Source organism: Pseudomonas graminis, assembly GCF_900111735.1.
Lineage (GTDB): Bacteria > Pseudomonadota > Gammaproteobacteria > Pseudomonadales > Pseudomonadaceae > Aquipseudomonas > Aquipseudomonas graminis.
In genome coordinates this window covers 1-21917 of the sequence record NZ_FOHW01000011.1, presented here as the reverse complement: position 1 = coordinate 21917, position 21917 = coordinate 1, and the positions used below count along the sequence as shown (strand labels likewise).

General features: G+C 58.2%; 21 protein-coding genes and 1 tRNA gene. 14 read left to right on the top strand and 8 right to left on the bottom strand.

What is annotated here, in order from left to right; all coding sequences use genetic code 11:
• The first annotated feature begins 164 nt into the window (after positions 1-164).
• Positions 165-1013 carry an HPP family protein gene (locus tag BMY98_RS10485; RefSeq protein WP_139214476.1) on the top strand — a complete coding sequence of 283 codons (849 nt, stop codon included), beginning with the start codon at positions 165-167 and terminating at the stop codon, positions 1011-1013.
• 103 nt (positions 1014-1116) lie between these two features.
• Positions 1117-1389, top strand: a complete 273-nt coding sequence (locus tag BMY98_RS10480) for a hypothetical protein (RefSeq protein WP_074888396.1) — start codon at positions 1117-1119, stop codon at positions 1387-1389.
• Positions 1390-1431: 42 nt separating this feature from the next.
• Here the strand turns inward: BMY98_RS10480 and BMY98_RS10475 are convergent, their stop codons facing one another.
• The 5 genes from BMY98_RS10475 to BMY98_RS10455 all read right to left on the bottom strand — a co-directional run bounded on the left by BMY98_RS10475 (position 1432) and on the right by BMY98_RS10455 (position 9255).
• Positions 1432-3717 carry an Orn/Lys/Arg family decarboxylase gene (locus BMY98_RS10475; RefSeq protein ID WP_074888392.1) on the bottom strand — a complete coding sequence of 762 codons (2286 nt, stop codon included), beginning with the start codon at positions 3715-3717 and terminating at the stop codon, positions 1432-1434.
• Positions 3714-5123, bottom strand: a complete 1410-nt coding sequence (potE, locus tag BMY98_RS10470) for a putrescine-ornithine antiporter (RefSeq protein ID WP_074888389.1) — start codon at positions 5121-5123, stop codon at positions 3714-3716. The genes BMY98_RS10475 and potE overlap by 4 nt, the downstream gene beginning before the upstream one ends.
• Positions 5124-5489: 366 nt before the next feature.
• Positions 5490-6326, bottom strand: coding sequence for a regulatory signaling modulator protein AmpE (ampE, locus tag BMY98_RS10465; protein WP_074888387.1), 837 nt, complete (start codon positions 6324-6326; stop codon positions 5490-5492).
• A 15-nt stretch (positions 6327-6341) separates the two neighbouring features.
• Positions 6342-6890, bottom strand: a complete 549-nt coding sequence (gene ampD / locus BMY98_RS10460; RefSeq protein WP_074888384.1) for a 1,6-anhydro-N-acetylmuramyl-L-alanine amidase AmpD — start codon at positions 6888-6890, stop codon at positions 6342-6344.
• A 124-nt stretch (positions 6891-7014) separates the two neighbouring features.
• Positions 7015-9255, bottom strand: coding sequence for a DUF1631 domain-containing protein (locus tag BMY98_RS10455; protein ID WP_074888381.1), 2241 nt, complete (start codon positions 9253-9255; stop codon positions 7015-7017).
• A 384-nt stretch (positions 9256-9639) separates the two neighbouring features.
• On the opposite strand from BMY98_RS10455, the gene nadC reads away from it, so the two are divergent.
• The 3 genes from nadC to BMY98_RS27805 all read left to right on the top strand — a co-directional run bounded on the left by nadC (position 9640) and on the right by BMY98_RS27805 (position 10973).
• Entirely contained in the window at positions 9640-10488 is an 849-nt protein-coding gene (gene nadC, locus BMY98_RS10450; RefSeq protein WP_074888378.1) for a carboxylating nicotinate-nucleotide diphosphorylase, read from the top strand.
• A gap of 80 nt (positions 10489-10568) precedes the next feature.
• Positions 10569-10799: a hypothetical protein gene (locus BMY98_RS10445; RefSeq protein ID WP_074888375.1), complete on the top strand. Its 231-nt coding sequence runs from the start codon at positions 10569-10571 to the stop codon at positions 10797-10799.
• Positions 10800-10844: 45 nt separating this feature from the next.
• On the top strand, positions 10845-10973 hold the full coding sequence (locus tag BMY98_RS27805) for a hypothetical protein (protein WP_281248165.1): 129 nt from the start codon (positions 10845-10847) through the stop codon (positions 10971-10973).
• Positions 10974-11042: 69 nt separating this feature from the next.
• On the opposite strand, the gene BMY98_RS10440 is transcribed toward BMY98_RS27805, so the two are convergent.
• Both BMY98_RS10440 and BMY98_RS10435 read right to left on the bottom strand, forming a co-directional pair.
• A tRNA-Thr gene (locus tag BMY98_RS10440) sits at positions 11043-11118 on the bottom strand.
• 19 nt (positions 11119-11137) lie between these two features.
• Positions 11138-11560, bottom strand: a complete 423-nt coding sequence (locus BMY98_RS10435; protein ID WP_074888371.1) for a pilin — start codon at positions 11558-11560, stop codon at positions 11138-11140.
• A 223-nt stretch (positions 11561-11783) separates the two neighbouring features.
• Between BMY98_RS10435 and pilB the strand changes: the two genes are divergently transcribed.
• Genes pilB through yacG form a run of 5 tightly spaced genes read left to right on the top strand, consistent with a single transcriptional unit; the run spans position 11784 to position 16393 of the window.
• Positions 11784-13478 carry a type IV-A pilus assembly ATPase PilB gene (pilB, locus tag BMY98_RS10430; RefSeq protein ID WP_074888367.1) on the top strand — a complete coding sequence of 565 codons (1695 nt, stop codon included), beginning with the start codon at positions 11784-11786 and terminating at the stop codon, positions 13476-13478.
• A gap of 2 nt (positions 13479-13480) precedes the next feature.
• Complete coding sequence (locus BMY98_RS10425) at positions 13481-14698, top strand: type II secretion system F family protein (protein ID WP_074888362.1); 1218 nt, start codon at positions 13481-13483, stop codon at positions 14696-14698.
• Between the two features lie 2 nt (positions 14699-14700).
• Complete coding sequence (locus BMY98_RS10420; RefSeq protein ID WP_074888359.1) at positions 14701-15573, top strand: prepilin peptidase; 873 nt, start codon at positions 14701-14703, stop codon at positions 15571-15573.
• Positions 15570-16190 (top strand): dephospho-CoA kinase, encoded by a 621-nt coding sequence (coaE, locus tag BMY98_RS10415; RefSeq protein WP_074888356.1) that lies wholly within the window; start codon positions 15570-15572, stop codon positions 16188-16190. Before BMY98_RS10420 ends, coaE begins: the two co-directional genes overlap by 4 nt.
• Positions 16190-16393: a DNA gyrase inhibitor YacG gene (gene yacG / locus BMY98_RS10410; protein WP_074888353.1), complete on the top strand. Its 204-nt coding sequence runs from the start codon at positions 16190-16192 to the stop codon at positions 16391-16393. The genes coaE and yacG overlap by 1 nt, the downstream gene beginning before the upstream one ends.
• A 354-nt stretch (positions 16394-16747) precedes the next feature.
• On the opposite strand, the gene BMY98_RS10405 is transcribed toward yacG, so the two are convergent.
• Entirely contained in the window at positions 16748-17392 is a 645-nt protein-coding gene (locus tag BMY98_RS10405; protein WP_074888350.1) for a hydrolase, read from the bottom strand.
• Positions 17393-17547: 155 nt separating this feature from the next.
• On the opposite strand from BMY98_RS10405, the gene BMY98_RS10400 reads away from it, so the two are divergent.
• The 4 genes from BMY98_RS10400 to BMY98_RS10385 all read left to right on the top strand — a co-directional run bounded on the left by BMY98_RS10400 (position 17548) and on the right by BMY98_RS10385 (position 21364).
• Complete coding sequence (locus BMY98_RS10400) at positions 17548-18447, top strand: LysR family transcriptional regulator (RefSeq protein ID WP_074888348.1); 900 nt, start codon at positions 17548-17550, stop codon at positions 18445-18447.
• A 200-nt stretch (positions 18448-18647) separates the two neighbouring features.
• Positions 18648-19277, top strand: coding sequence for a DUF1780 domain-containing protein (locus BMY98_RS10395; RefSeq protein ID WP_074888345.1), 630 nt, complete (start codon positions 18648-18650; stop codon positions 19275-19277).
• Positions 19274-19813, top strand: a complete 540-nt coding sequence (locus BMY98_RS10390; protein WP_074888340.1) for an MOSC domain-containing protein — start codon at positions 19274-19276, stop codon at positions 19811-19813. Before BMY98_RS10395 ends, BMY98_RS10390 begins: the two co-directional genes overlap by 4 nt.
• Before the next feature lie 252 nt (positions 19814-20065).
• The gene (locus tag BMY98_RS10385; protein ID WP_074888337.1) at positions 20066-21364 is read left to right on the top strand and encodes an NAD(P)/FAD-dependent oxidoreductase; all 1299 of its coding nucleotides are present in this window, start codon (positions 20066-20068) and stop codon (positions 21362-21364) included.
• Positions 21365-21917: the final 553 nt, after the last annotated feature.

Sequence of the window (21917 nt, the reverse complement as noted above, 5' to 3'; positions counted from 1 at the left end):
GCCAGGTAACCCCGACCTTGGCGACGTGGGTGGCTTTCTTTTGCGCGGCTCTGTCCCATGTCTCAAGCCTCTTGAATCGAACCAGCGCTGTTCACGTTTGCCTTGCCCGGCCAATGCATTGAAAATCTCCGCGCTTTTATCCCCTCTCTTGAAATGTGTTGATCGTGAAAAACCTCCTGCGTAGTTTTATCCCCCAATCTTCCAACACTCATCCTGTCGAGTGGTGGCGGGCCGCAATCGGTGCGTGCCTGGGCATCTTCGTCAGTGCAGTGTTCTGCCGCGAGCTGTATGGCATCGATATCACGCTGCACCTGCTCGGCCCGGTCGGTGCGTCGGCGGTGCTGCTGTTTGCGGTGTCGACCGGGGCGCTCGCTCAGCCTTGGTCGATCCTCGGCAGTTACCTGATCGCCGCGCTGGTGGCGCTCTTGTCCATCAGGCTGTTCGGCAACACCATCAACGCCGCCAGCCTGGCGGTCTGCTCGTCCATCCTGCTCATGTGCGTGTTCCGCTGCCTGCATCCGCCCGCTGCAGCGGTGGCGATCTGCATCGTCACGTCGAAGAACGAGCTGTCGCCCTTGGGGCTGTATGTGCTTGGCCCGGTGATGCTCAACGCGGTGTGTCTGCTGGTCGGCGCGCTGATCTACAACAACCTGACCAGGGTGCGCTACCCCAAGGCGCAGGCCAGTGAGTTGCCGGCGACCGAACAGCCGCCACTCAACAACGACGGCTTCAAGACCGAGGATCTCGACAAGGCGCTGGAGGAGATGGGCGAGTTCGTCGATGTTTCTCGGGAGGACCTTGAGGAGATTCTGCACAAGACCGAAGAGCACGCGCTGCGGCGTAACCGTTCCGATATCGACGCCGCTCGGACTCTCTCACGCAGTACGGAAAGCCTGTCCCTGGAGCATTCGATGGCGGACGCGATGAAGATGCTGGCCAGGAATGACAGCAATTACTTGCCGGTGCTGGATGGCGACAAGAAGGTGGTCGGCATCATCACACTGGTCAAGTGACAGATCGCGTTAAGCGGCCACTGGCGGAAATCCGGAATCTGAGGTCTGATGCGGAAAGCTCGTACAGATAACGAGCCACACCCCTACTTCTGCGGAAACCCACATGAAACACGCCCTGCTTGCCGGCTTGCTCCTGACTGCATGTGCCCTGCCCTTCGCGGCAAATGCCAACGACGACAACAATCAGTGCCAGATGAACCTGAGCAAGGTTCGTGACGCGAAAGTCGCCAATCCCAACCTCAGCGACGCCGTGAAAAGCGATATCGACACCACCGTGCACCGGGCCGAAGCGGCCCTGGCGCGGCACAACGATGACGGTGGGCGTGAATGTGTGGCACTGACGCAGCAAGCGCTGCAAAAGGCCCAGAGCAACTGAGCCAGAGGTGCGCCAGACGGCCCACCTCTCTCAACGCTGAAGCTATTTCAGCACCAGCATCCGATAAACCCCCGCATCGCTTTCAATCCCGTGGGTGTCGTGGGTGAAGCCGGGGAATGATCGATCAAAGCTTTCCAGCGCCCGAAGATAGGACAGCACCGGCCCATCCGCAGGGCCTGCGTTTTCTCCCGGCATCAGCAGCGGGATGCCCGGCGGGTAAGGCACGATCCCTGTCGCGGCAATTCGCCCGGCGGCCTCTTCCAGAGTGACCTGCTCCACCTCGTTTCTGACCAACTTCTCATACGCCTCCACCGGGCTGAATTCCGCCTTGGGCAACGTGCCGAACGCCTTCGACATGGCGGCCGTGGTCTTGGTCTCTTTCATCGCGGCAAAGATAGCTTGCGCCAGATCCTTTAGTCCCATGCCGGCATAGCGCTGCTGGTTCGCGGTCAACAGTTCGGGCAGGCAAATTTCCAGTTCCAGGTTGGTGTCGTAGTCGCGCTTGAAGTCGAGCAATGCGTTGACCAGCGTGCCCCACTTGCCCTTGGTGATGCCGATGGAGAACAGGAAAAGGATGGTGAAGTCGGTGGTCTTCTCAACGATGATGCCTTGCTGGCCCAAGTAGGCAGTGAGCAAGCAGGCCGGAATGCCGAAGTCCAGCAGGTTGCCGTCGTCGCCCATACCCGGACTGAGGATGGACACCTTGATCGGGTCGAGCATGCAGTAGCCGTCTTCGATGTCGCCGAAGCCGTGCCACACCTCGTTGGGGTGCAAGACCCAGCAGTTTGGATCGGTCTTGAGCCGCACCGGATCGACTTCGTGAAACGCAATCGCCGTAGCCCCGACCTGCACGGTAGGCGGCTGCCAGCAGGAGAAAAACCAGTCGTCGCGGCTCAGCATGTCGGTCTGCATGCGCGAGATGACCTGACGGAACGCCACCGCTTCTTCGATGGATTCGTTGGTCAGAATTTGTCCACTAGGCGCCTCCATTATCGCCGAGCTGACATCGCAGGACGCCATGATCGCGTAATTGGGCGAGGTCGACGCGTGCATCATGTAGGACTCGTTGAACCGCCCGTGGGGAATCGGGTTGCGGCCATTACGGACATGAATCATCGAGGCCTGGGACAGCGCCGCGAGCAGCTTGTGGGTCGACTGCGTGGCGAACACGGTGGGCTTGGACGGATCGTGATCATCCGGGCTGCCGTGCATGGCGAAGCGGTCCTTGTACAGCGGGTTGAACCGCGCATAGCCGTACCAGGCCTCGTCAAAATGCAGCCGATCAACGCTCTGCCCCAGCAGCTCTTCGACGCGGGTGACGTTGTAGGTCAGGCCGTCGTACGTGGAGTTGGTGACGATGGCATGCACCGGCGTCGGGTCGATGTGGCTTTTGACCAGCGGATTGCTGGCGATGGCGGCTTTGACGCTCTCGGCGCTCAGGGTTTGCGGCAGGATCGGGCCGATGATGCCGAAGCGGTTGCGCGTGGGCACCAGGTAAGTCGGGATCGCGCCGGACAGCGTCATCGCGTGCTCGGCGGACTTGTGACAGTTGCGGTCGCACAGGGCGATCTGGTCGCGGGTGACGCTGGCCATAAGGATCACACGGTTGGACATCGACGAACCATTGGTCACGTAGTACGTGCGATGGGCGCCGAACACCTTCGCGGCGTAGCGCTCGCCTTGGCCGATCGGGCCGCTGTGGTCGAGCAACGAGCCCAGTTCGCCAACAGAAATCGACAGGTCGGAGCGCAGCAGGTTCTCGCCGAAAAACTCGTAGAAGGCTCGGCCTGCCGTGCTTTTCAGAAAGGCCGTACCGCCGGCATGGCCCGGGGTGTGCCAGGAATATTCGTAGCTGCGGGCGAACTTCAGCAGCGCGCCGAACATCGGCGGCAACACCGCCTGACGATAGCGTTCGATAGCCGCCATGATCCGCCCGCTGAGGAAGCGGCTGGTGTCTTCCGGCAACCAGATGAAGTCATCGGCGTGCTGCATGAAAATCAACGGCACACTCGACGCCGTGCTGCGATCGCTGATCAGAAAAACCGGCACCCGCGTGTTGCGCTCACGCAACGTGGTGAGCAGATCAATGCATTCCTTGTGGTCGTCGCTGCTGTCCATTTCCCAACTGAGCAACACACACTGGATCGCCGGATCGGTGCTGAGGATCGACTTCGCGTCGCTCAGGCTTTCCGAGGTCAACACGCTGATGGCGCGGTCTTCCACGTCGCTGATCAACTGGATCAGGGCCCGGCCGAACACGCTGCGCTTGTCTGGCTGGCTGCTGACCAGCAGCGCCAGCATGCCGAGCAGGTGTCTGTTGTCGCTCATGGTCGAGTCTCCAGGGTGGCGAGGTTCAGGTTATTGACGGGGATCGGCTCGCCGACGATGTGCTGCGCCGCGACGGTCTGGGTCGGCACGCTGTTGTTCAGCCCTTCAAGCTTGATCAGCCGAGTGTTGACGAAGCCGAACAGGGTATAGCCGAAAATGGTCGCCACCCCGCCGAGCATCAACGCTTCGGCGCCGGAGCTGTACAGCGCCAGATAGCTGTACGCGGCGGCGATGGCAGCGACGATGTTGGTGATGAGGGCTTTGTGCGGCGGCACGTTGGAGACCTTTTGCAGGGTCATCAGCGTTGCCATCGAGAGGATGTACGGCACCAGGTTGGTGACCACCGCGAGATTGACCAGCGTGTCGAACTGTTTGGCCAGGTCGGGGCTGATGGTCAGCAGCGCCAGTGCGGTCTGGATCGCCAGCAGGATCAACATGCTGATGATGGGCACTCCGTGCTTGTTGGCCTTGGCGAAGATCGGCAGGAAGTATCCGGTGTCCGCCGAGCTTTTGAACACCTGCGCCACCGTGAACTGCCAGCCCAACAATGAGCCGACACAAGCCAGCACCATCAGCCCCATGACGATGTCGCCGATCATGGGGTTGAACATCTTGGCGAACACCAGCCCGAAGGGTGCGGTTGAAGAAACAAGCTCCGCGTTGCCGACAATGCCGGCGATGACATTGGTCGACACGATGTAGATCACTGCTGCACCGAGGGTACCGCCGAGCACGGCGATGGGCACGTTCTTCTCTGGGTTTTCCACAGCATCACCGTTGGCGCACGCCGACTCCAGGCCGAGAAACGCCCACAAGGTAATCGCCACCGAAGCGCCTGCAGCTTCGTACCAGGATTTGTCGTGGGGATTCCATCCGGCCGCATAGGTGCTGCTGTCGAACCAGAACCAGCCGATGGTCGAGACCAGCACGACCGGTGCAATAACACCCCATACGGTCACCGCGCCAATCTTGCCGGTAATACTCGCGCCGCCGAAGTTGGCGAACGTGGTAATCCACAACAGGGCAATGGTGGCCAGACCGACTTCCAGCGATCCTAACTTGATACCGAACAGCGTCTGAATATATCCAACTGCGGTGATACTGATGGCCACATTGGCAATCAGCAACGATAAACCGTAGGTGTAGTTGGTGATGTAGTTACCCGATTTACCGAAGGTATATTCTGCGTAACCGCCCATGCCGCCGGTCTTGCGACTGAGCATGCCGCAGCGCGCAAAGGCGTAGGCCAGAGCCAGCGAGCCGGTGGCCGTGATCAGCCAGGACAGGATGGAAATACCGCCGACCTCGGCGAGTTTGGTGGGCAATAACACAATGCCGGACCCGAGCATGTTGACCGCAGTCAACATCGTGAGCTGACCGACGCTCATTTTCTTAGCGACTGACATTCCGTTGCCCTGTTTGCAAAAGGTGAGAGGGTTTAGCTATAGCAAAGGATTCTTGTTAATCAAGAAAGCAGCGTCTTGTTAATCATGAATGCAGCCGGCCGCTAGTTGCTGGCGACAAGCCATCTTAACTTAGGCTAGTCATGTTTTATGAAGAGTGAATAACGTGGAGAAGAACTGTCAGTTCAGCGGGATGGCGGCGTCTAGCCGAAGGCAAAAGAGGATAGCGTCAGGGACCGGCGCGGTATTGATTTATATCAATCAGCGGCGAGTTAGCGAAGCAGCAACACGGGTATTTCAGGGAGGACATCTCGGCAAAGCGAAGCCAGGGCTGAACATGCGGGAGCCGGCTAGCCGACTCCCGACAATTCACACGAATAACGTGATCAACGCGAAGCCGACGTACCAGACGATGGCCGAGCGGATCAGCAGCTCCCACAACACATCCAGGCTGTTAACGCCCTCAACGCCCACCACTGGCGCGGGAACCTCGCCGGCGACGCAGCCGACTTTGCTGATCAGGCGCGAAGCACTGATGTTCCAGTTGAGCAGCTCGCTGAGCATCACGCGACTGACCGCGACGAAGTTTCCAACCAGTGCAAAGCTGGCCGCCAGCAAGCGCACAGGCACCCAGTCAAAGGCATGCCTTGCCTGGGTCGCGCGTTCAACGAGTGCAGGTGTTTTGCCGTGCTCAGAAGCGAGCGCCAACAAGCGGTAGGCCAGCGCGGCGACCGGGCCGAGCACGAAGTACCAGAAAATCACCGCGAAAAACCCCTGATAAATCTCCCACAACAAATACGTCTGAGCGCCGCCCAACAGCTGCTCTTCATTCTCGGCCCGGACACCCAGGTCACGTTCGGCCACCAGCACCGCCGCTTCCTGATCACCCCGACGGCAGGCGTCCCTGAACGAGCCGAGCGCGGCTTTGACGTCGCCGCGGCCAAGGCTGTAAATCAGCACCATCAAGTGGATCGGAAGGGCGAGCCAGCCGTAGGCCACCGATCCGACAATCACCAGCACCAGGGCCAGGACCACCAAAGGCAGCACTACCGTCAGCATCAAAATCCACCACGGCCGCTTGGCTGAATGCGGGTTGGATTCCAGCCGGCTCAATTGATTGAGCCATGGCCTGTCGCGCTGAATACGCTGACGCAGGGCCGAGAACTTCTCGATCCACACCGCCAGCAGCAAAACCAGAAAACTCATTAGCTGTTCCTCACTTCAAACATCCAGGGCGGCACGAAACCGCGCCCAGTCAAAACATGGACCCGGGTCGGTCTTGCGTCCCGGCGCAATGTCGCTGTGACCGCATATGCGTTGCACCGTAATTGCCGACCACGCCGCCTGCAACTGGCGAGTCAACTCGATCAATGCCTCATACTGCGCCTCGGTGAAAGGCTGATCATCCGTGCCTTCAAGCTCGATGCCAATGGAAAAGTCATTGCACGTTTCGCGACCGTCAAATACCGACACGCCTGCGTGCCAGGCACGATCGAGGCACGACACGAATTGAGTCACCTCCCCGTCGCGCTCAATCAGGAAATGCGCAGACACACGCAGCTCGGCAATGCCTTCAAAGTAAGGGTGTTCTGTGACGTCCAGCCGGTTCTGAAAAAACGCCTGGACCTTGCCGGTTTTGAACTGCGCGGGCGGCAGACTGATGTTGTGGATCACCAGCAACGAGATCTCGTTTTCCGGTCGGGCGTTAAAATTGGGTGAAGGGCAGTGCTGCGCGCCATGGCACCAGCCGGTGGCAGGGTCCAGATGCATAGGAAGTCCTTAGGGCGTGAAACGACAGCGCGCAGTATGCCCGCGGCGGGAAAGGATGTGGATGGCGAATCTACGCTGAGGTCATGCGGATTCGCATTTGGAAGTCGTAGGACTGATCTGGCGCTTAGCCCTTGAGCTTGCGCAGATTGCCCAGTACGGACTCCAGCGCGCGGTCGAACAGCAGGGCGTCGTCGAGAACACGAATGGTGCCGCGACGGAATTCAACCGCCAGGCCCATGCGGGTTTTCTCCAGTACCTTCATGCCGGTGCGATTGACGAACACATAGCGTCCGCTCGGCTCAACGATGGCGGCCAGTTTGCAGCGCAGCTTGTGGGATTCGTCCTCGTGGATTTCGACCCAACTGCCCAGACGAAGCTTTTCGACTTGCATCAAACCTTCGTCGTCTGCAGGCAACTGCGTCGACGGCTCAGTCTGAATCTGCTCGCCAGGCCCAACCAGGATGATCTCTTCGACAACGGCCATCATCGCCGGCCCGTTGTCAGACCCGGCCTGATCGTCATCAGGCCCCGTGCCTGGTGCCCTGGTCACGTGGCTGAACGCCTGGACGTGAAGCACTTCGAGCTGACTGAAGAATTCGCTGGTGGCAAAAGGATCAAAAGCGGCACTGCTCAAGCCATCGCGCAGGGACTTCAGTAGTCCAGGCACCAGCTCAAGCAGACGCTGTCGCGCTTCCGGCTCGTCGTGGGACTCGACGCTCCAGATCAGATCATCCATGGCCTGAAGACCTGACGTCCATTCAACTGACTGGTCGCCGTGCTTCAGGCATGTGAGCAACAGCACCTTGCTCCACGCCTCCTGCAATAGCCGAACAACCACCTGCGGCAGGGTCTTGCCGAGCAGCCGGTCATTCAGCGCCTGCTGCACCCGCTGACGCGCCAACTCGGCCAATGCACGACCCTGTTCGGCATCACGGGTGCGCTGCTCCAGCAGTTCACTGCGACGACGCTCGTCGCTGGTGAACGCCAGGAAATCCACCAGCAACTCAGTGAAAATTGCCGGGTCATCGACAAAATCGTGGAGCAGGCGCTGGACGATCTGGTCTATGCGGGCATAGAGCGAGTCGCGCTGGGTGTCGTCGCGACCACCCCAGCCGAGCGCAGCAGAAGCGATTTCGTTCAGCAGCCGGCGCGCAGGATGGCTGCCACGGCTGAAGAAACTCTTGTCGATGACCGCTACCTTGAGCATTGGAATCTGCAAACGGCCGATCAACGCGCGCAGCGAACTCGGCAGGTTGCGGTCGTCGAGAATGAATTCAAAGAGCATCGAGATGAGGTTAATAACGTCCTCATCCATCGTGCCGACCACGCGAAACTTGCCGCTTCTCGCGCTCACACGGCTGATCAACTGCTCAAGCTGGGCGCGCAGATCAAAGTCGTCACTTTCTTCGACTTTCGGTACGTACTGTTGCAAATGGGACAGCAGACGCAGCAGATCCTGACTCGAAATCGGACGCGCCTCGGTCACCGAATCGGGGCGCGGAGTCAGGTGGCCACGCACGTGAACAAGCAAATCCTGCAATGCAGAAAACACGTCCTGAACACTTTTATCGAGGCTCTCCGTCGCCTGAAGAATGGCGGCGTTGTCGGCGCGCATGGCTTCACTCGACAGCGGCACGCTGGCGATGCGATCAGTCGAGCGACGGGAAGGCAGCGCCTTCAGTTCCGGCAATACACCTGCGGAAATTAGCAACTGGTTGGCTTCCTCAAAGAGCTGATCGGCGTTGCTCAAAGCGTACTTCTCAAACAATTTGAGAATGATCAGCTTCACCTTGATTTCAACGCCAAGGCTGCGCCCGGCCTGCAGGAAATAGTCACACAGCAGCGTCGGACCCATCGGATTGGTCTCGTCGGTCAACGGCTGGGGGATCAGTACATTCAAACGTGTGGTCAGTTGACCAAGGGCGATACCGTCGCGACTCATGACCTTGACCACCATGGCGTCTACCGCCACGGTTCGCTCAAGATCGTCGTTGTGAACCAGCGCGAGCTTGTCGTAGGAAACGGGCTCGGGCATCGGTGGCTCAGCCACTTCGTACTGACCCAGGCGCAGGAACGCCTCAAAGAATTTGTCGAGGAAATTGCGCTCGATGCTTTTGCGCTTCAGACGCAAGTCGCGCATGGCCTCGAAAAAGATGTTCTGTTCGGCGTTGTTGTGGGCACGATCAGCCATTTCGAACAGCGTGTCATCAGCGTTATCGAACAGCGTCTGCAGGCTTTCCTTCAACTGCTGAGCGGCCCGATCACGCACCTGAAGCAGAACGACGGGCAGCCGAGCGAGAGGCGAGGAACCGGGATTATCCGGACCCGCCTTCAAGGGCACCACTTTGTTACTGTCGTTCTGCATCAAGGACTCCTTCACACCGTCGACACAACTGCTTTAACAACAGCTACACCCCGCAGCGAATGAAGACTCGACTCCATTCGGACGGATCTCAAAATTTTATCCCTGGGGATGTTGCAGGCTAACGTCAACGCTATGACGTCAAATACAAGGCGAAAGTATCAGGTAAATCAGACCCGCTCGCCAGCGGTGTCTTCGCCTTAGTTGGAATAATAGGAGGCGGCGAAGGGACGTGCGCAGCGATAGACCCTCAAAATCGCAATCTGTCGCATAACCGAGTAAAAAACCGACAAAGTGCAGGTTATGCACCCGACTGAGCACCTGGCCTACTTAGGTTGGTACACAAGTCTGCCATATACTCGGCGCACTTAGTCCGTGGAGCCTGATATGCCAAACCTACGTCTTGACGCCCTCACTGCTGAAATCGAAGCAAACGTGCGCCGTGCGTTACTCGAGGATGTCGGCACTGGCGACATCACTGCGCAGCTTATACCGGCGGAGCGACTGGCCAAGGCCACCGTGATCTCCCGCGACGCAGCGGTGATTGCGGGCACGGCGTGGGTTGACGCAGTCTTCCGTCAGCTTGACCCTCGCGTCGCGGTGCATTGGCAGGTTGTTGACGGCGATCGCGTGCAGCCCAACCAGGCGCTGTTCCACCTGGAAGGCCCTGCCCGTTCGCTGCTGACGGGCGAACGCAGCGCGCTCAACTTTTTGCAGCTGCTGTCAGGCGTTGCGACGCGCGCACGGCACTACGCCGACATGGTAGCGGACACCCAAGTCAAACTGCTCGACACACGCAAAACCCTCCCGGGTTTAAGAATGGCTCAGAAATACGCCGTCACCTGCGGCGGCTGTCATAACCACCGCATCGGCTTGTTCGACGCCTTCCTGATCAAAGAAAACCACATCGCTGCCTGTGGCGGAATTGCGGAAGCCATCACCGCCGCGCACAGAATCGCGCCGGGCAAGCCCGTGGAAATCGAAGTGGAAAGCCTCGACGAACTCAAACAGGCCCTCGACGGCGGCGCCGACATCGTCATGCTCGACGAACTCAGCCTGGACGACATGCGCGAAGCCGTGCGCCTTACTGCGGGTCGCGCCAAGCTGGAGGCCAGCGGCGGTGTGACTGACGCTACCCTGAGGACCATTGCTGAAACGGGCGTTGATTACATTTCCATTGGGACGCTGACTAAGGATGTGAAGGCGGTGGATTTGTCGATGCGGTTGAGCCTCTGAATCCGTCCCGACGTCTTAAAAGTTGAACTGCGCTGGCTGGTCGGGCTCTGCTTGTTATTACCTTCATAGGGAGAACGGGCATGAATTGTTATCTGTGCGGGATCGAGGCTGAGAAGCGTGAGTCGGCGCAGGGTGGCAAGGTTGTTATCTGCCGCGACTGCGGGGAGTACGTGATCTCTGACGTCGTGCTCCGGCAGTTGGCGTCGAAGCCGCTCAATTTTTCCAAAATGCGCGAAGACCTGCATCACCAAAGGCAGAGCAACGCTACCTCCCTGGCACAGATCAACAGCGAGACGGCGGTTTGGGCTTGAGGCTTATGGGTCTGGATTGTTCTTAGCACTGATGAGGAAATGATGATGGCTGACGAGAAGAAACCTGACGAGAAAGAACAACCTGAGAAGGACGTCCCGGCTCATGCGACAGAGGAAGAGAAGGAACGGTTGAAGGATTTCAACAAGGACGGGATTCCGCCTGGGATTTGTTGATTGGCAGGACGACATGTGGATGTTGGGTACGAAAAAGCCCGGTCTTGAGGACCGGGCTTTTTGTGTTTCTGGTGCCGAAAATAGGAATCGAACCTACGACCTTCGCGTTACGAGTGCGCTGCTCTACCGACTGAGCTATTTCGGCAAACTGTTAGTAACTAAAATTAGTTCTTCACATAGTTATTGTCGACACATTTGCCGCTGTACTGCCAAGTAAGCACGCCACTGGATAATGTGGGCTTCAAGCTACAGGTGTCTTTCGCGTCAATCCCTTTGTAGCCGTTAGGTGTAGCAACAATAACCGCCGTTGTCGCTGTAAGTTCAATTTTGTTCAAAGCACCGGTTGTCAAACCAGTTGGAAGAGGCTGCTGAATCTTTGCTTCAGTGTCGCATGACGCAAGTGCCGACTCTTGAGCCACACATACGCCGATCGCAGCTTTAACAGAGGTCATTCCATTGATGACTTCAGAGTAAGCCGCCTTTTTTATGTAGCTCTGATAAGCCGGCAGCGCAATGGCAGCCAAAATGCCGATAATCGCGACCACGATCATTAACTCAATCAGAGTGAAACCTTTTTGTGACTTCATCGCTACTACTCCAGGTGTCAATTAGGTGTTGCTCGAACCACACACTGCACAGTACGTGCCAGTTCCCGAACTACTCATCATAGAAACACAAAGCTTGTGAAAGGCCGCCCGAACTGACCTCCCATCCGCACTAAGTGACAATTTTCGTCACAACGGCGCTGTCCATTTGGCAGCACAGCTTGACTACGCTATAACGGTCCAATGTCCGTGTCTGGTGGCTACAATGACTGATGTCGTCCTAACTGGTTTGGCCAAACAACTCGTTGTTGCCGAGCTGATAAGTGAAAAAACGGTTCAAAAAGCCTACGAACAGGCGCGTCGTGACAGGGTCACGCTGGTTCACCATCTCGTTGAGAACAAGCTGCTCAAAAGCATCACGCTCGCCGAGATCGCCTCGGACCAATTTGGCATACCATTTCTCGATCTCAGCGCGCTCGAAAAAGACGGTCAGCCAAAAGGGCTGGTGAGTGAAAAGCTCATTCGGCAGCATTGCGCGCTTCCGCTATGGCGCCGTGGCAACAAGCTTTTTGTGGGGATATCCGATCCTACTAATCATCAAGCAATCACTGACATCCAGTTCAGCACAGGCCTGACGACCGAAGCGATCTTGGTCGAGGATGACAAGCTAACAAACGCCATCGACAAGTTTTTTGATAGCCATTCGGGCATGGGCGACCTTGCAGACGTCGATCTGGGGCTGGAGGTTGAAGCTGTCGACGAAAGCAAGGAATCGGCGATCGGGGGTCAAGACACTGACGACGCGCCAGTTGTACGCTTCGTCAATAAGATGCTGATGGACGCCATCCGTCTAGGTTCATCTGATCTGCATTTCGAACCCTACGAAAAGATCTTCCGGGTAAGGCTCCGCACCGACGGCATCCTTCATGAGGTGGCGAAGCCGCCCATTCACCTTGCCGGGCGAATTGCTGCACGCCTGAAGGTCATGGCGAGCCTCGATATTTCGGAGCGTCGCAAACCGCAAGACGGCCGCATCAAACTAAGAATCTCTAAAAACCGTGCCATCGATTTCCGGGTCAACACGCTGCCCACGCTGTGGGGAGAAAAGATTGTGATGCGGATTTTGGACCCTACTACTGCGCAGATGGGCATCGATGCGCTGGGGTACGAGCCGGAACAGAAAGCTCTTTACCTTGAGGCCCTTCGCCAACCCCAAGGCATGATCCTAGTGACCGGCCCTACCGGCTCGGGTAAAACGGTGTCGCTCTATACCGGATTGAATATTCTCAACACTGTGGATATCAATATCTCCACAGCAGAAGACCCGGTAGAGATCAACCTCGAAGGCATCAACCAGGTCAACGTAAATCCGCGTCAGGGGATGGACTTCTCTCAGGCACTGCGGGCGTTTTTGCGTCAGGATCCTGACGTAATCATGGTGGGCGAAATTCGAGACCTGGAAACAGCCGAAATCGCGATCAAGGCTTCGCAAACCGGACACATGGTTTTATCTACTTTGCACACCAACAGCGCGGCAGAAACGTTGACTCGCCTGCACCACATGGGCGTTGCTGCGTTCAACATTGCGACGGCAATCAACCTGATCATCGCTCAACGTCTTGCGCGAAAGTTGTGCCCGCATTGCAAAAAGGAAGTCGAAATCCCTCGGGAGACTTTGATTGCTGAAGGTTTCCCCGAGTCGCAAATCGGCTCATTCCAGCTTTACTCTCCAGTAGGCTGCGAGCACTGCAACGGCGGCTACAAGGGCCGAGTAGGTATCTATGAAGTGGTGAAGAGCACGCCGGCGCTGGAGCGCATCATCATGGAGGAAGGCAACTCGATCCAGATTTCCGAACAGATGCGCAGAGACGGTTTTAATGATTTGCGCACCTCCGGGCTTATGAAGGCGATGCAAGGTTTGACGAGTCTTGAAGAAATAAACAGGGTGACCAAGGATTAAGCATGGCGACCAAAGCAGTAAAAGTCAGCGTCTATGCTTGGGAAGGGGTAGATAAAAAAGGGACCAAGGTCACTGGCGAAATCAATGGCCACAACCCTGCGCTGGTGAAAGCGCAGCTGCGTAAGCAAGGAATTAACCCGACCAAAGTCCGTAAAAAATCGGTTTCGATCTTCGGTAAGGGTAAGAAGATCAAACCGCTGGACATCGCCTTCTTCAGCCGACAGATGGCCACCATGATGAAAGCAGGTGTTCCGCTGCTGCAATCGTTTGACATCATCAGCGAAGGCCATGAAAACCCTAACATGCGCAAGCTCGTGGACGACCTCAAGCAGGAAGTGGCTGCTGGGCATAGCTTCGCGACCGCATTGCGGCAAAAGCCGCTGTATTTCGATGACCTGTTCTGTAACTTGGTGGACGCAGGCGAACAGGCGGGTGCTCTTGAAGCGCTGCTTGATCGTGTTGCGACTTACAAGGAAAAAACTGAATCGCTGAAGGCGAAGATCAAAAAGGCGATGACTTATCCCATCGCCGTAGTGGCCGTTGCTTTTATCGTGACAGGGATCCTTCTCCTCAAGGTGGTGCCGCAGTTCCAGAGTATTTTTGACGGCTTCGGTGCGAAGCTTCCGACTTTCACCCTGATGGTGATCGGGTTGTCTCAAATTGTTCAGGACTACTGGTGGATATTGCTCGCCGGGATCGCATTAGGAATCTTCCTGTTCAGACGCGCCTATAGAAATTCAGAGAAATTCCGAAACGGATTGGACCGAACGCTTTTGAAGGTTCCCGTAATAGGACCTCTGTTGTACAAATCCGCAGTGGCCCGTTATGCCCGCACTTTGTCTACCACATTCGCCGCCGGTGTTCCGCTAGTTGAGGCGTTGGATTCAGTGGCCGGCGCAACTGGCAACGTCGTCTTTAGAAATGCCGTCAACAAAGTCAAACAAGACGTCTCCACCGGCATGCAGCTTAATTTCTCCATGCGCAGTACCGGTGTCTTTCCCATGCTAGCGGTTCAGATGACGGCCATCGGCGAAGAATCCGGCGCGCTGGACTCCATGCTCGACAAGGTCGCGACCTACTACGAAGACGAAGTTGACAACATGGTTGATAGCCTCACTGCGCTAATGGAACCCATGATCATGGCAGTGCTCGGGGTGATCGTCGGTGGCTTGGTAATCGCCATGTACCTCCCCATTTTCCAGCTCGGACAAGTCGTCTAACCATGCTCCTCTTCGATCTCCTGGCCAGCTCCCCGCTGGCCTTCGTTCTATGCACGCTCATCCTTGGCCTGCTCGTCGGCAGTTTCCTCAACGTAGTCGTCTACCGCCTCCCCAAAATGATGATCCGCGACTGGAAAACCCAGTCCCGTGAAATGCTCGACCTCCCCGCCGAACCCCAAACAGAAACCTTCAACCTCATCCTCCCCCACTCCACCTGTCCGCATTGCTCACACAAAATCCGCGCGTGGGAGAACATACCGGTGGTGAGCTACCTGTTCCTCGGCGGCAAGTGTTCCCAATGCAAAGCCCCGATCAGCAAGCGCTACCCACTGGTGGAATTAGCATGCGGGTTGCTCTCGGCTTTCATCGCCTGGCATTTGGGTTTTGGCTGGCAGGCTGGGGCGATGCTGGTGCTGACGTGGGGATTGTTGTCGATGAGCCTGATCGACGCCGACCACCAGCTTCTGCCGGACGCAATCGTGTTACCGCTGTTGTGGCTCGGCCTGATCGTGAATGCGTTCGGGCTGTTCACGTCGCTGACCGATGCGCTGTGGGGTGCGGTCGCGGGGTATCTGGTGTTGTGGTGTGTGTTCTGGCTGTTCAAGCTGATCACCGGCAAGGAAGGCATGGGTTATGGCGACTTCAAGTTGCTGGCGATGCTCGGCGCGTGGGGCGGGTGGCAGATTCTGCCGCTGACGATTCTGCTGTCGTCGATTGTCGGGGCGGTGTTGGGCCTGATTCTGCTGCGTTTGCGCAATGTCGAAACCAGCACGCCGATCCCCTTCGGTCCTTATCTGGCGCTCGCGGGGTGGATCGCATTGCTCTGGGGTGATCAAATAACCACTTCGTATTTGCAGATCGCCGGCTTCAGATGACTTCTCCTGCGTCAAAACCCTGGATTCTCGGCCTCACCGGAGGCATCGGCAGCGGCAAGAGTGCGGCCGCTCAGTGCTTCGTCGATCTCGGCGTGCATTTGGTGGACGCCGATAACGCTGCACGCTGGGTCGTCGAACTCGGGCGCCCTGCCCTGACGCAGATTGCCGAGCACTTCGGCCCGAGTGTGCTGCAGGCTGATGGCACGCTGAATCGTTCGGCGTTGCGCGAGCTGATTTTCAAGGATCCGCAGCAGCGGGTCTGGCTCGAAAGCCTGTTGCATCCGCTGATCCGCGAGGAAATCCGTCAGTATCTGGCGCGCGCTGAGTCGGCTTACGCGATTCTGGTGTCGCCGTTGCTGCTGGAGACTTCTCAGCATCAGATGGTGCAGCGGGTGTTGGTCATTGATGTGCCGGAATCGGTGCAGATTGCGCGCACGGTGTTGCGCGACAAGACCAACGAGGAACAGGTGCGGGCCATTCTCAAAGCGCAGGCCAGTCGCGAGGAGCGCTTGAGCCGGGCCGATGATGTGATCGTCAATGACCGTGACCCGGCCTGGCTGAAAAGCGAAGTCGAGCGCCTGCATCACTTTTATTTAACTTTGCGTGGAGGCCAATGATGAGCCAACCAATGACCGTCGATTGCCCAACCTGCGGAGCGCCCGTCGAGTGGACGCCGGAGAGTAAATTCCGGCCGTTCTGTTCGGACCGTTGCAAGCTGATCGACCTGGGTGCCTGGGCGTCGGAAGAACATGCGATTCCGGTTGCGCCGGATGCTGAAGACGAGTTGTTTTCGGGCGACCTCGACCCGCGTCAGCATTGATCAGACTCGGCGCTCGAAGGCTTAGTCTTTTCAGAGCGCCGGTAGGTAACGCGTGCGGTTGACGTTCTTCAACCACTCCTGGCCGAACATCACCAGCGACGCTACATTCCCCTCGTTCCGGATCGATATCTAACTGTAGGAGCGCGCTTGCCCGCGATGGCGGTGGGTCAGGTAGTAGGATGTTGACTGTGCTGACGCATTCGCGGGCAAGCGCGCTCCTACAGTGGACTGCGGTGTCAGGTGAGTTTGTGGACATATTCCGCTCGGAATGACCGGAACCGTGCTCGACGATAAACCGCAGAAAACAAAAAGCTTCGCGACGTTAATCGCGAAGCTTTTTTTTGGCCGAGGATTTTAGCCCAATTTACGCTGCGGCGCGCCGTGAACCATGGTGTAGGCGTAGTCGACGCCCATGCCGTATGCGCCGCTGTGCTCCAGGACCAGCTCCATCACTGCTTCGTAGGTTTCCTTGTGTGCCCAGTCGCGCTGGAATTCGAGCAGCACCTGCTGCCAGGTCACCGGCACTGCGCCCGCCTGAATCATTCGCTGCACCGACATGTCGTGGGCTTCCTTGGTCGTGCCGCCGGAAGCGTCTGTGACGATGTACACCTCGTAGCCTTCAGCCAGTGCGTCCAGCGTCGGGAAGTTCAGGCAGACCTCGGTCCACAGCGCGGCGATGATCAGCTTCTTGCGACCGGCCGCCTTAACCGCTTCCACCAGTTTCTTGTCTTCCCACGAGTTCATCGACGTACGCTCGATCGGCTGCTGATCCGGGAACACCGCCAGCAATTCAGGCCAGATAAAACCGCTGAAGCTTTTGGTTTCGACCGAGGTGTAGATGGTCGGCACGTTAAAGATCTTCGCGGCTTTGGCCAGGCCGACGGTGTTGTTCTTCAGCGTCTGGCGATCAATCGACTGAACGCCGAAGGCCATTTGCGGCTGGTGGTCGATCAGGATCAAGGCAGCGTTCGTTGGGTTCAGCAGTTCGCGAATGGACATGGGTAGATTCCTTAAAGGTCAGCAGTGAGTTCGATATGGGTTAGCCGCTGCGCTCGTCGCGCTTGTTGGCTGGCTTGGGAGTGAATGTACGGACTGGCTGCTTGGGGAACAATCCCATAGAATCGGGACTCATTGTTTCCAATTCAGGGACGGTCATGGATCGTATCGAATGCATGCGCGCTTTTGTTGCCACGGTGGGTGCCAATGGCTTTGCCGCAGCAGCCCGCGCGCTGGATGTGCCGCGCTCGAAAGTAAGCAAACAGATTCAGGCGCTGGAAGAGGCCATCGGCGTGCAGCTGTTGCAACGCACCACGCGCAGCCTGCATCTGACCGAAGCGGGCGCCGAGTACTACGACGCGTGCCGGGATGTCATCGCATCGCTGGACGAAGCCGAGCAACGGGCGCGGACCGGCATGGGCGAGATACGCGGCGTATTGCGGGTCAACGCGCCGATGTCGTTTGGGCTGAGTCGTCTGGGACCGCTGATTCCGCGCTTCAACGAATTGCATCCGAATGTCGAGCTGCAGGTGGTGTTGAGCGATCAGCAGGTGGATCCGGTCAAGGGCGGTTTCGACGTGACGATTCGGATCGCCAGTCTCCCGGACTCGTCGATGATCGCGCGCTCACTGGCCCCGGCGCCGAGGATCATGGTGGCCTCGCCTGATTACCTGGCCCGCGAAGGCACGCCGCAAACGCCCAAGGATCTGGCACACCACAAGTGCCTGAGCTACGGCTATCTGCAGAGCGGCGCGAGTCTGCAGTTATGCAACGGTAAGGAAACCCAGCGGGTGACGGTAAGTGGGCCGTTGCACGCGAACAACGGTGACATCCTGGCGCAGGCTGCTGTGGCGGGAATGGGCATCGCACTGCTGCCCAATTTCATCGTCGAGCGCGCAGTGGCGGACGGGCGGCTGGTGCCGGTGCTGTGCGATTGGGAGGCGCCGGCAATTACGGTGAACGCGGTGTATCCCTCGGCCCGGCGAGTGCCGATGAAGACGCGGGCGTTTATTGATTTTCTGGTGGCTGAATTGTCCGTTGAGTCCGGAGCGTTTTAAGAGATCCCATGGCATTAATGCTCTCTTCGATGCGTAGGAGCCGGCTCACTGGCGAAGGCAATCTGTCAGATACATCAAAGGGGACTGACGCACCGCATTCGCCAGCAAGCCGGCTCCTACGGGGTAAATACGAGCAAACCAGCCAACTTTAAATCTAACCCGGTGTTTCTTCTCCCCTCCGGAGCGTTAAGCTTGGCGTCATGGATGATTCCGATTATCTGCGTCTCTTGACGAGCCAGGCCGAGCAAGCCAATGCGTTTCTGTCCAATGCGCGCAAGTGGGAGCGCGAACGTTGGGTGTGCGAACGATTGCTGCAAGGCCTGAACATTCCCCATCGCACCGACGACTTCTTGCCTGCCGGGCAAGAGCCGCCGGACGTACTGTTTCGCGATGCGTGTTTTGAAGTGTTCTTCGTTCTGGATGAAGGCCGTCGACTCAACGATGAGTGGCGTGAAGAACTGCAACGCCGACGCAGCGCGTTTTCACTCAGTCAACTGGTGAGACGAGAAGCCAAACCCAAGCGCATTCCCGCCGCCGAATTGCTGCGGCGCCTGGCGCCAACCCTGCGCAAAAAGGCCCACAACTACAAGGAGCGTGGACTGGATTTGGGCGAGCTGGACATCATTGCCTTCGCCAGCCTCAAACGCGAGGTGCTGGACCTGAACAGCCACTTTCCACCGCCCACCGAGTATTTACGTCAGGGCTGGCGATCACTCTCGCTGGTCGGACCGACCTTCGCCCGGGTATTGTTCGCCCATCCGGATGCTCCGGATTTTCTGCGGACCAATTTGGGCCGTAGCGTGGTGTTTGATGTGGGAATCAGTTTATGAGTCCGTTGCAGGAATTGATCGCCGATGTACCCCAGCGCGGGCGCGTGCGCTGGATCGGCGTGCGCCCGGAATCCCGTGGCGAGATGGTTGAACTTGACGCCGTGGAAGCTCGCCGCGAAGCCGGCCTGACCGGTGATCACGCACGGCCGGGGCCGCGCAACGCACGACAGGTTACGCTGATTCAGTGGGAGCATTTCGCCGTGGTCAGCTCGATGATGGGCCGGGCCGAGGACAACCCGGTGTTGCCTCAGGATTTGCGACGCAACATCGTGATCAGTGGCATCAACCTGTTCAGCCTGAAAAACCGACGCTTCCGCATCGGTCAGGCAATCTTCGAAACCACCGGCTGGTGCCAGCCCTGCGCACGCCTTGAGCAACGCCTGGGCCACGGCATTTTTCAGGCCGTTCGCGGCCATGGCGGAATCACCGCGCGGGTGATACAAAGCGGCATCGTGCGTGTGGACGACGTTTTGTGTATCGAGCCGATCGAACCGAGCGTCCAGGACTTTAACGCAGTCAACAGCGCCGTTTCCTGATCGGGGTCAAGATTGATTAAGAGCCTCAAATGATCAGCCGCCTGAAACCTGCCGACCCAGGGCGTGTCGAAGAGTACCTTCGAGCCCCCAGCCCAAGTCGAGCGCCGGCCTTTTTGGCTTCGGCTGCTCCTTGTGGTGGTGCTCGGACCGGGCCCGTTGAACCGTTTACCAAGCGATCTGCCGCTATGAGCTGCCTTGCGCTCGCGCGGATTGCGCTGACACAGAATTCCTTAAGCCTTATGAGATATCCCCATGACCCATCGTATTGTGATTGTCGGCGGAGGCGCTGGCGGTCTGGAACTGGCTACCCGTCTGGGTAAAACCCTGGGCAAGAAAGGCAAGGCCAGCGTCACGCTGGTCGACGCCAACCTGACCCACATCTGGAAACCGCTGCTGCACGAAGTGGCCGCCGGTTCGCTCAACTCCTATGAGGATGAGCTGAACTACGTCGCGCAAGCCAAGTGGAACCATTTTCAGTTTCAGATGGGCCGCATGACCGGGCTGGACCGCGAGAACAAGCAGATCCATCTGGCCGAGACCCTCGACGAAAACGGTAACGAGTTGGTCCCGGCGCGCAGCCTGGATTACGACTCGCTGGTCATTTCCGTGGGTAGCACGACCAATGATTTCGGCACCAAAGGCGCGGCTGAGCACTGCCTGTTTCTCGACACGCGCAAGCAGGCCGAGCGCTTCCATCAGCAATTGCTCAATCGCTACCTGCGCGCCCACGCCAGCCAGAATGATGCGGCCGAAGAGATCAACGTCGCCATCGTCGGTGCCGGCGCCACGGGTGTCGAACTGGCCGCAGAGCTGCATAACGCCGCGCACGAACTGGCGGCCTACGGGCTCGGGCAGATCAAGCCGGAAAACCTGCGCATCACCGTGATCGAGGCCGGGCCACGTGTGCTGCCGGCACTGCCGGAGCGTATCGGCGGCCCGGTGCACAAGACGCTGGAGAAACTGGGCGTCACGGTGCTGACCAATTCGGCGGTCAGCGAAGTGACGGCTGACAGCCTGGTGACCGCGACCGGCCAAGTGATTCCTGCAACGTTGAAGGTCTGGGCGGCTGGCATCCGCGCTCCGGCATTTCTGGAGGGCATCGCCGGTCTTGAGACCAATCGCATCAATCAGCTGCAAGTGCGTCCGACGCTGCAGACCACCCGCGACGACAATATCTTCGCCTTCGGTGACTGCGCGGCCTGCCCGCAAAAAGGCACCGATCGCAACGTCCCGCCCCGCGCGCAAGCGGCGCATCAACAGGCGTCGTTGCTGGTGAAATCGCTGAAGCTGCGCATCGAGGGCGGCACGCTGCCGGAGTATCGTTATCAGGATTACGGCTCGCTGATTTCACTGTCGAAGTTTTCGGCGGTCGGCAATCTGATGGGCAACCTGACGGGCAGCGTCATGCTTGAAGGCTGGCTGGCGCGGATGTTCTACGTCTCGCTGTACCGCATGCACCAGATGGCGCTCTACGGCATGTTCCGCACGCTGATGCTCATGTTGGGCAGCCGAATCGGTCGCGGCACCGAGCCACGGATGAAGCTGCACTAAGGCTGAGAGTCCTGCATGTCCGCCGCGTCGATGCGGCGGGCATAGCTTCAAATAACCTTCTCAGGCATATCTCGCTCCCGCTTCTGCCGAAGGCGTAGGAGCGCGCTTGCCCGCGAAAGCGTTGATACATCCGGCGCATCTCTATCGGTTGTCCGTAAGTCTTCGCGGGCAAGCGCGCTCCTACAATAATCTGTGCCAGGCGCTGGACGTCCGGCGCATGCAAGTTGGGTAGGAGCGAGGCTTGTCCCGCGATCTGGCGCGTAGCGGCAGCAAACCGGCCAATGCGGTGCGCCAGATGAAACAGAGTCGTCTGGTCGACTGCGGTTCCCGGCAGATCGCGGGACAAGCCACGCTCCTACGCCATCCGGCGAGAATCAAAACACCAGAGTTCAGGCATACCCCGCCCTGCTTCTGCCGAAGGCGTAGGAGCGCGCTTGCCCGCGAAAGCGTTGGTACACCCGACGCATCTCTATCGAATGTACGTAAGCCTTCGCGGGCAAGCGCGCTCCTACAATGATCTGTGCCAGGCGCTGGATGTCCGGCGCATGCAAGT

Bases quoted from the DNA above. Each gene is read 5' to 3' on its own strand.
- ampE (WP_074888387.1), bottom strand. From the start codon at position 6,326: ATGAGTTTTCTGGTTTTGCTGCTGGCGGTGTGGATCGAGAAGTTCTCG.
- BMY98_RS10420 (WP_074888359.1), top strand. From the start codon at position 14,701: ATGCTCCTCTTCGATCTCCTGGCCAGCTCCCCGCTGGCCTTCGTTCTA.
- BMY98_RS27805 (WP_281248165.1), top strand. From the start codon at position 10,845: ATGGCTGACGAGAAGAAACCTGACGAGAAAGAACAACCTGAGAAGGAC.
- BMY98_RS10445 (WP_074888375.1), top strand. From the start codon at position 10,569: ATGAATTGTTATCTGTGCGGGATCGAGGCTGAGAAGCGTGAGTCGGCG.
- BMY98_RS10395 (WP_074888345.1), top strand. From the start codon at position 18,648: ATGGATGATTCCGATTATCTGCGTCTCTTGACGAGCCAGGCCGAGCAA.
- BMY98_RS10400 (WP_074888348.1), top strand. From the start codon at position 17,548: ATGGATCGTATCGAATGCATGCGCGCTTTTGTTGCCACGGTGGGTGCC.
- BMY98_RS10425 (WP_074888362.1), top strand. From the start codon at position 13,481: ATGGCGACCAAAGCAGTAAAAGTCAGCGTCTATGCTTGGGAAGGGGTA.
- BMY98_RS10455 (WP_074888381.1), bottom strand. From the start codon at position 9,255: ATGCAGAACGACAGTAACAAAGTGGTGCCCTTGAAGGCGGGTCCGGAT.
- BMY98_RS10480 (WP_074888396.1), top strand. From the start codon at position 1,117: ATGAAACACGCCCTGCTTGCCGGCTTGCTCCTGACTGCATGTGCCCTG.
- BMY98_RS10405 (WP_074888350.1), bottom strand. From the start codon at position 17,392: ATGTCCATTCGCGAACTGCTGAACCCAACGAACGCTGCCTTGATCCTG.
- BMY98_RS10390 (WP_074888340.1), top strand. From the start codon at position 19,274: ATGAGTCCGTTGCAGGAATTGATCGCCGATGTACCCCAGCGCGGGCGC.
- coaE (WP_074888356.1), top strand. From the start codon at position 15,570: ATGACTTCTCCTGCGTCAAAACCCTGGATTCTCGGCCTCACCGGAGGC.
- pilB (WP_074888367.1), top strand. From the start codon at position 11,784: ATGACTGATGTCGTCCTAACTGGTTTGGCCAAACAACTCGTTGTTGCC.
- BMY98_RS10435 (WP_074888371.1), bottom strand. From the start codon at position 11,560: ATGAAGTCACAAAAAGGTTTCACTCTGATTGAGTTAATGATCGTGGTC.
- yacG (WP_074888353.1), top strand. From the start codon at position 16,190: ATGAGCCAACCAATGACCGTCGATTGCCCAACCTGCGGAGCGCCCGTC.
- BMY98_RS10385 (WP_074888337.1), top strand. From the start codon at position 20,066: ATGACCCATCGTATTGTGATTGTCGGCGGAGGCGCTGGCGGTCTGGAA.
- BMY98_RS10475 (WP_074888392.1), bottom strand. From the start codon at position 3,717: ATGAGCGACAACAGACACCTGCTCGGCATGCTGGCGCTGCTGGTCAGC.
- potE (WP_074888389.1), bottom strand. From the start codon at position 5,123: ATGTCAGTCGCTAAGAAAATGAGCGTCGGTCAGCTCACGATGTTGACT.
- nadC (WP_074888378.1), top strand. From the start codon at position 9,640: ATGCCAAACCTACGTCTTGACGCCCTCACTGCTGAAATCGAAGCAAAC.
- ampD (WP_074888384.1), bottom strand. From the start codon at position 6,890: ATGCATCTGGACCCTGCCACCGGCTGGTGCCATGGCGCGCAGCACTGC.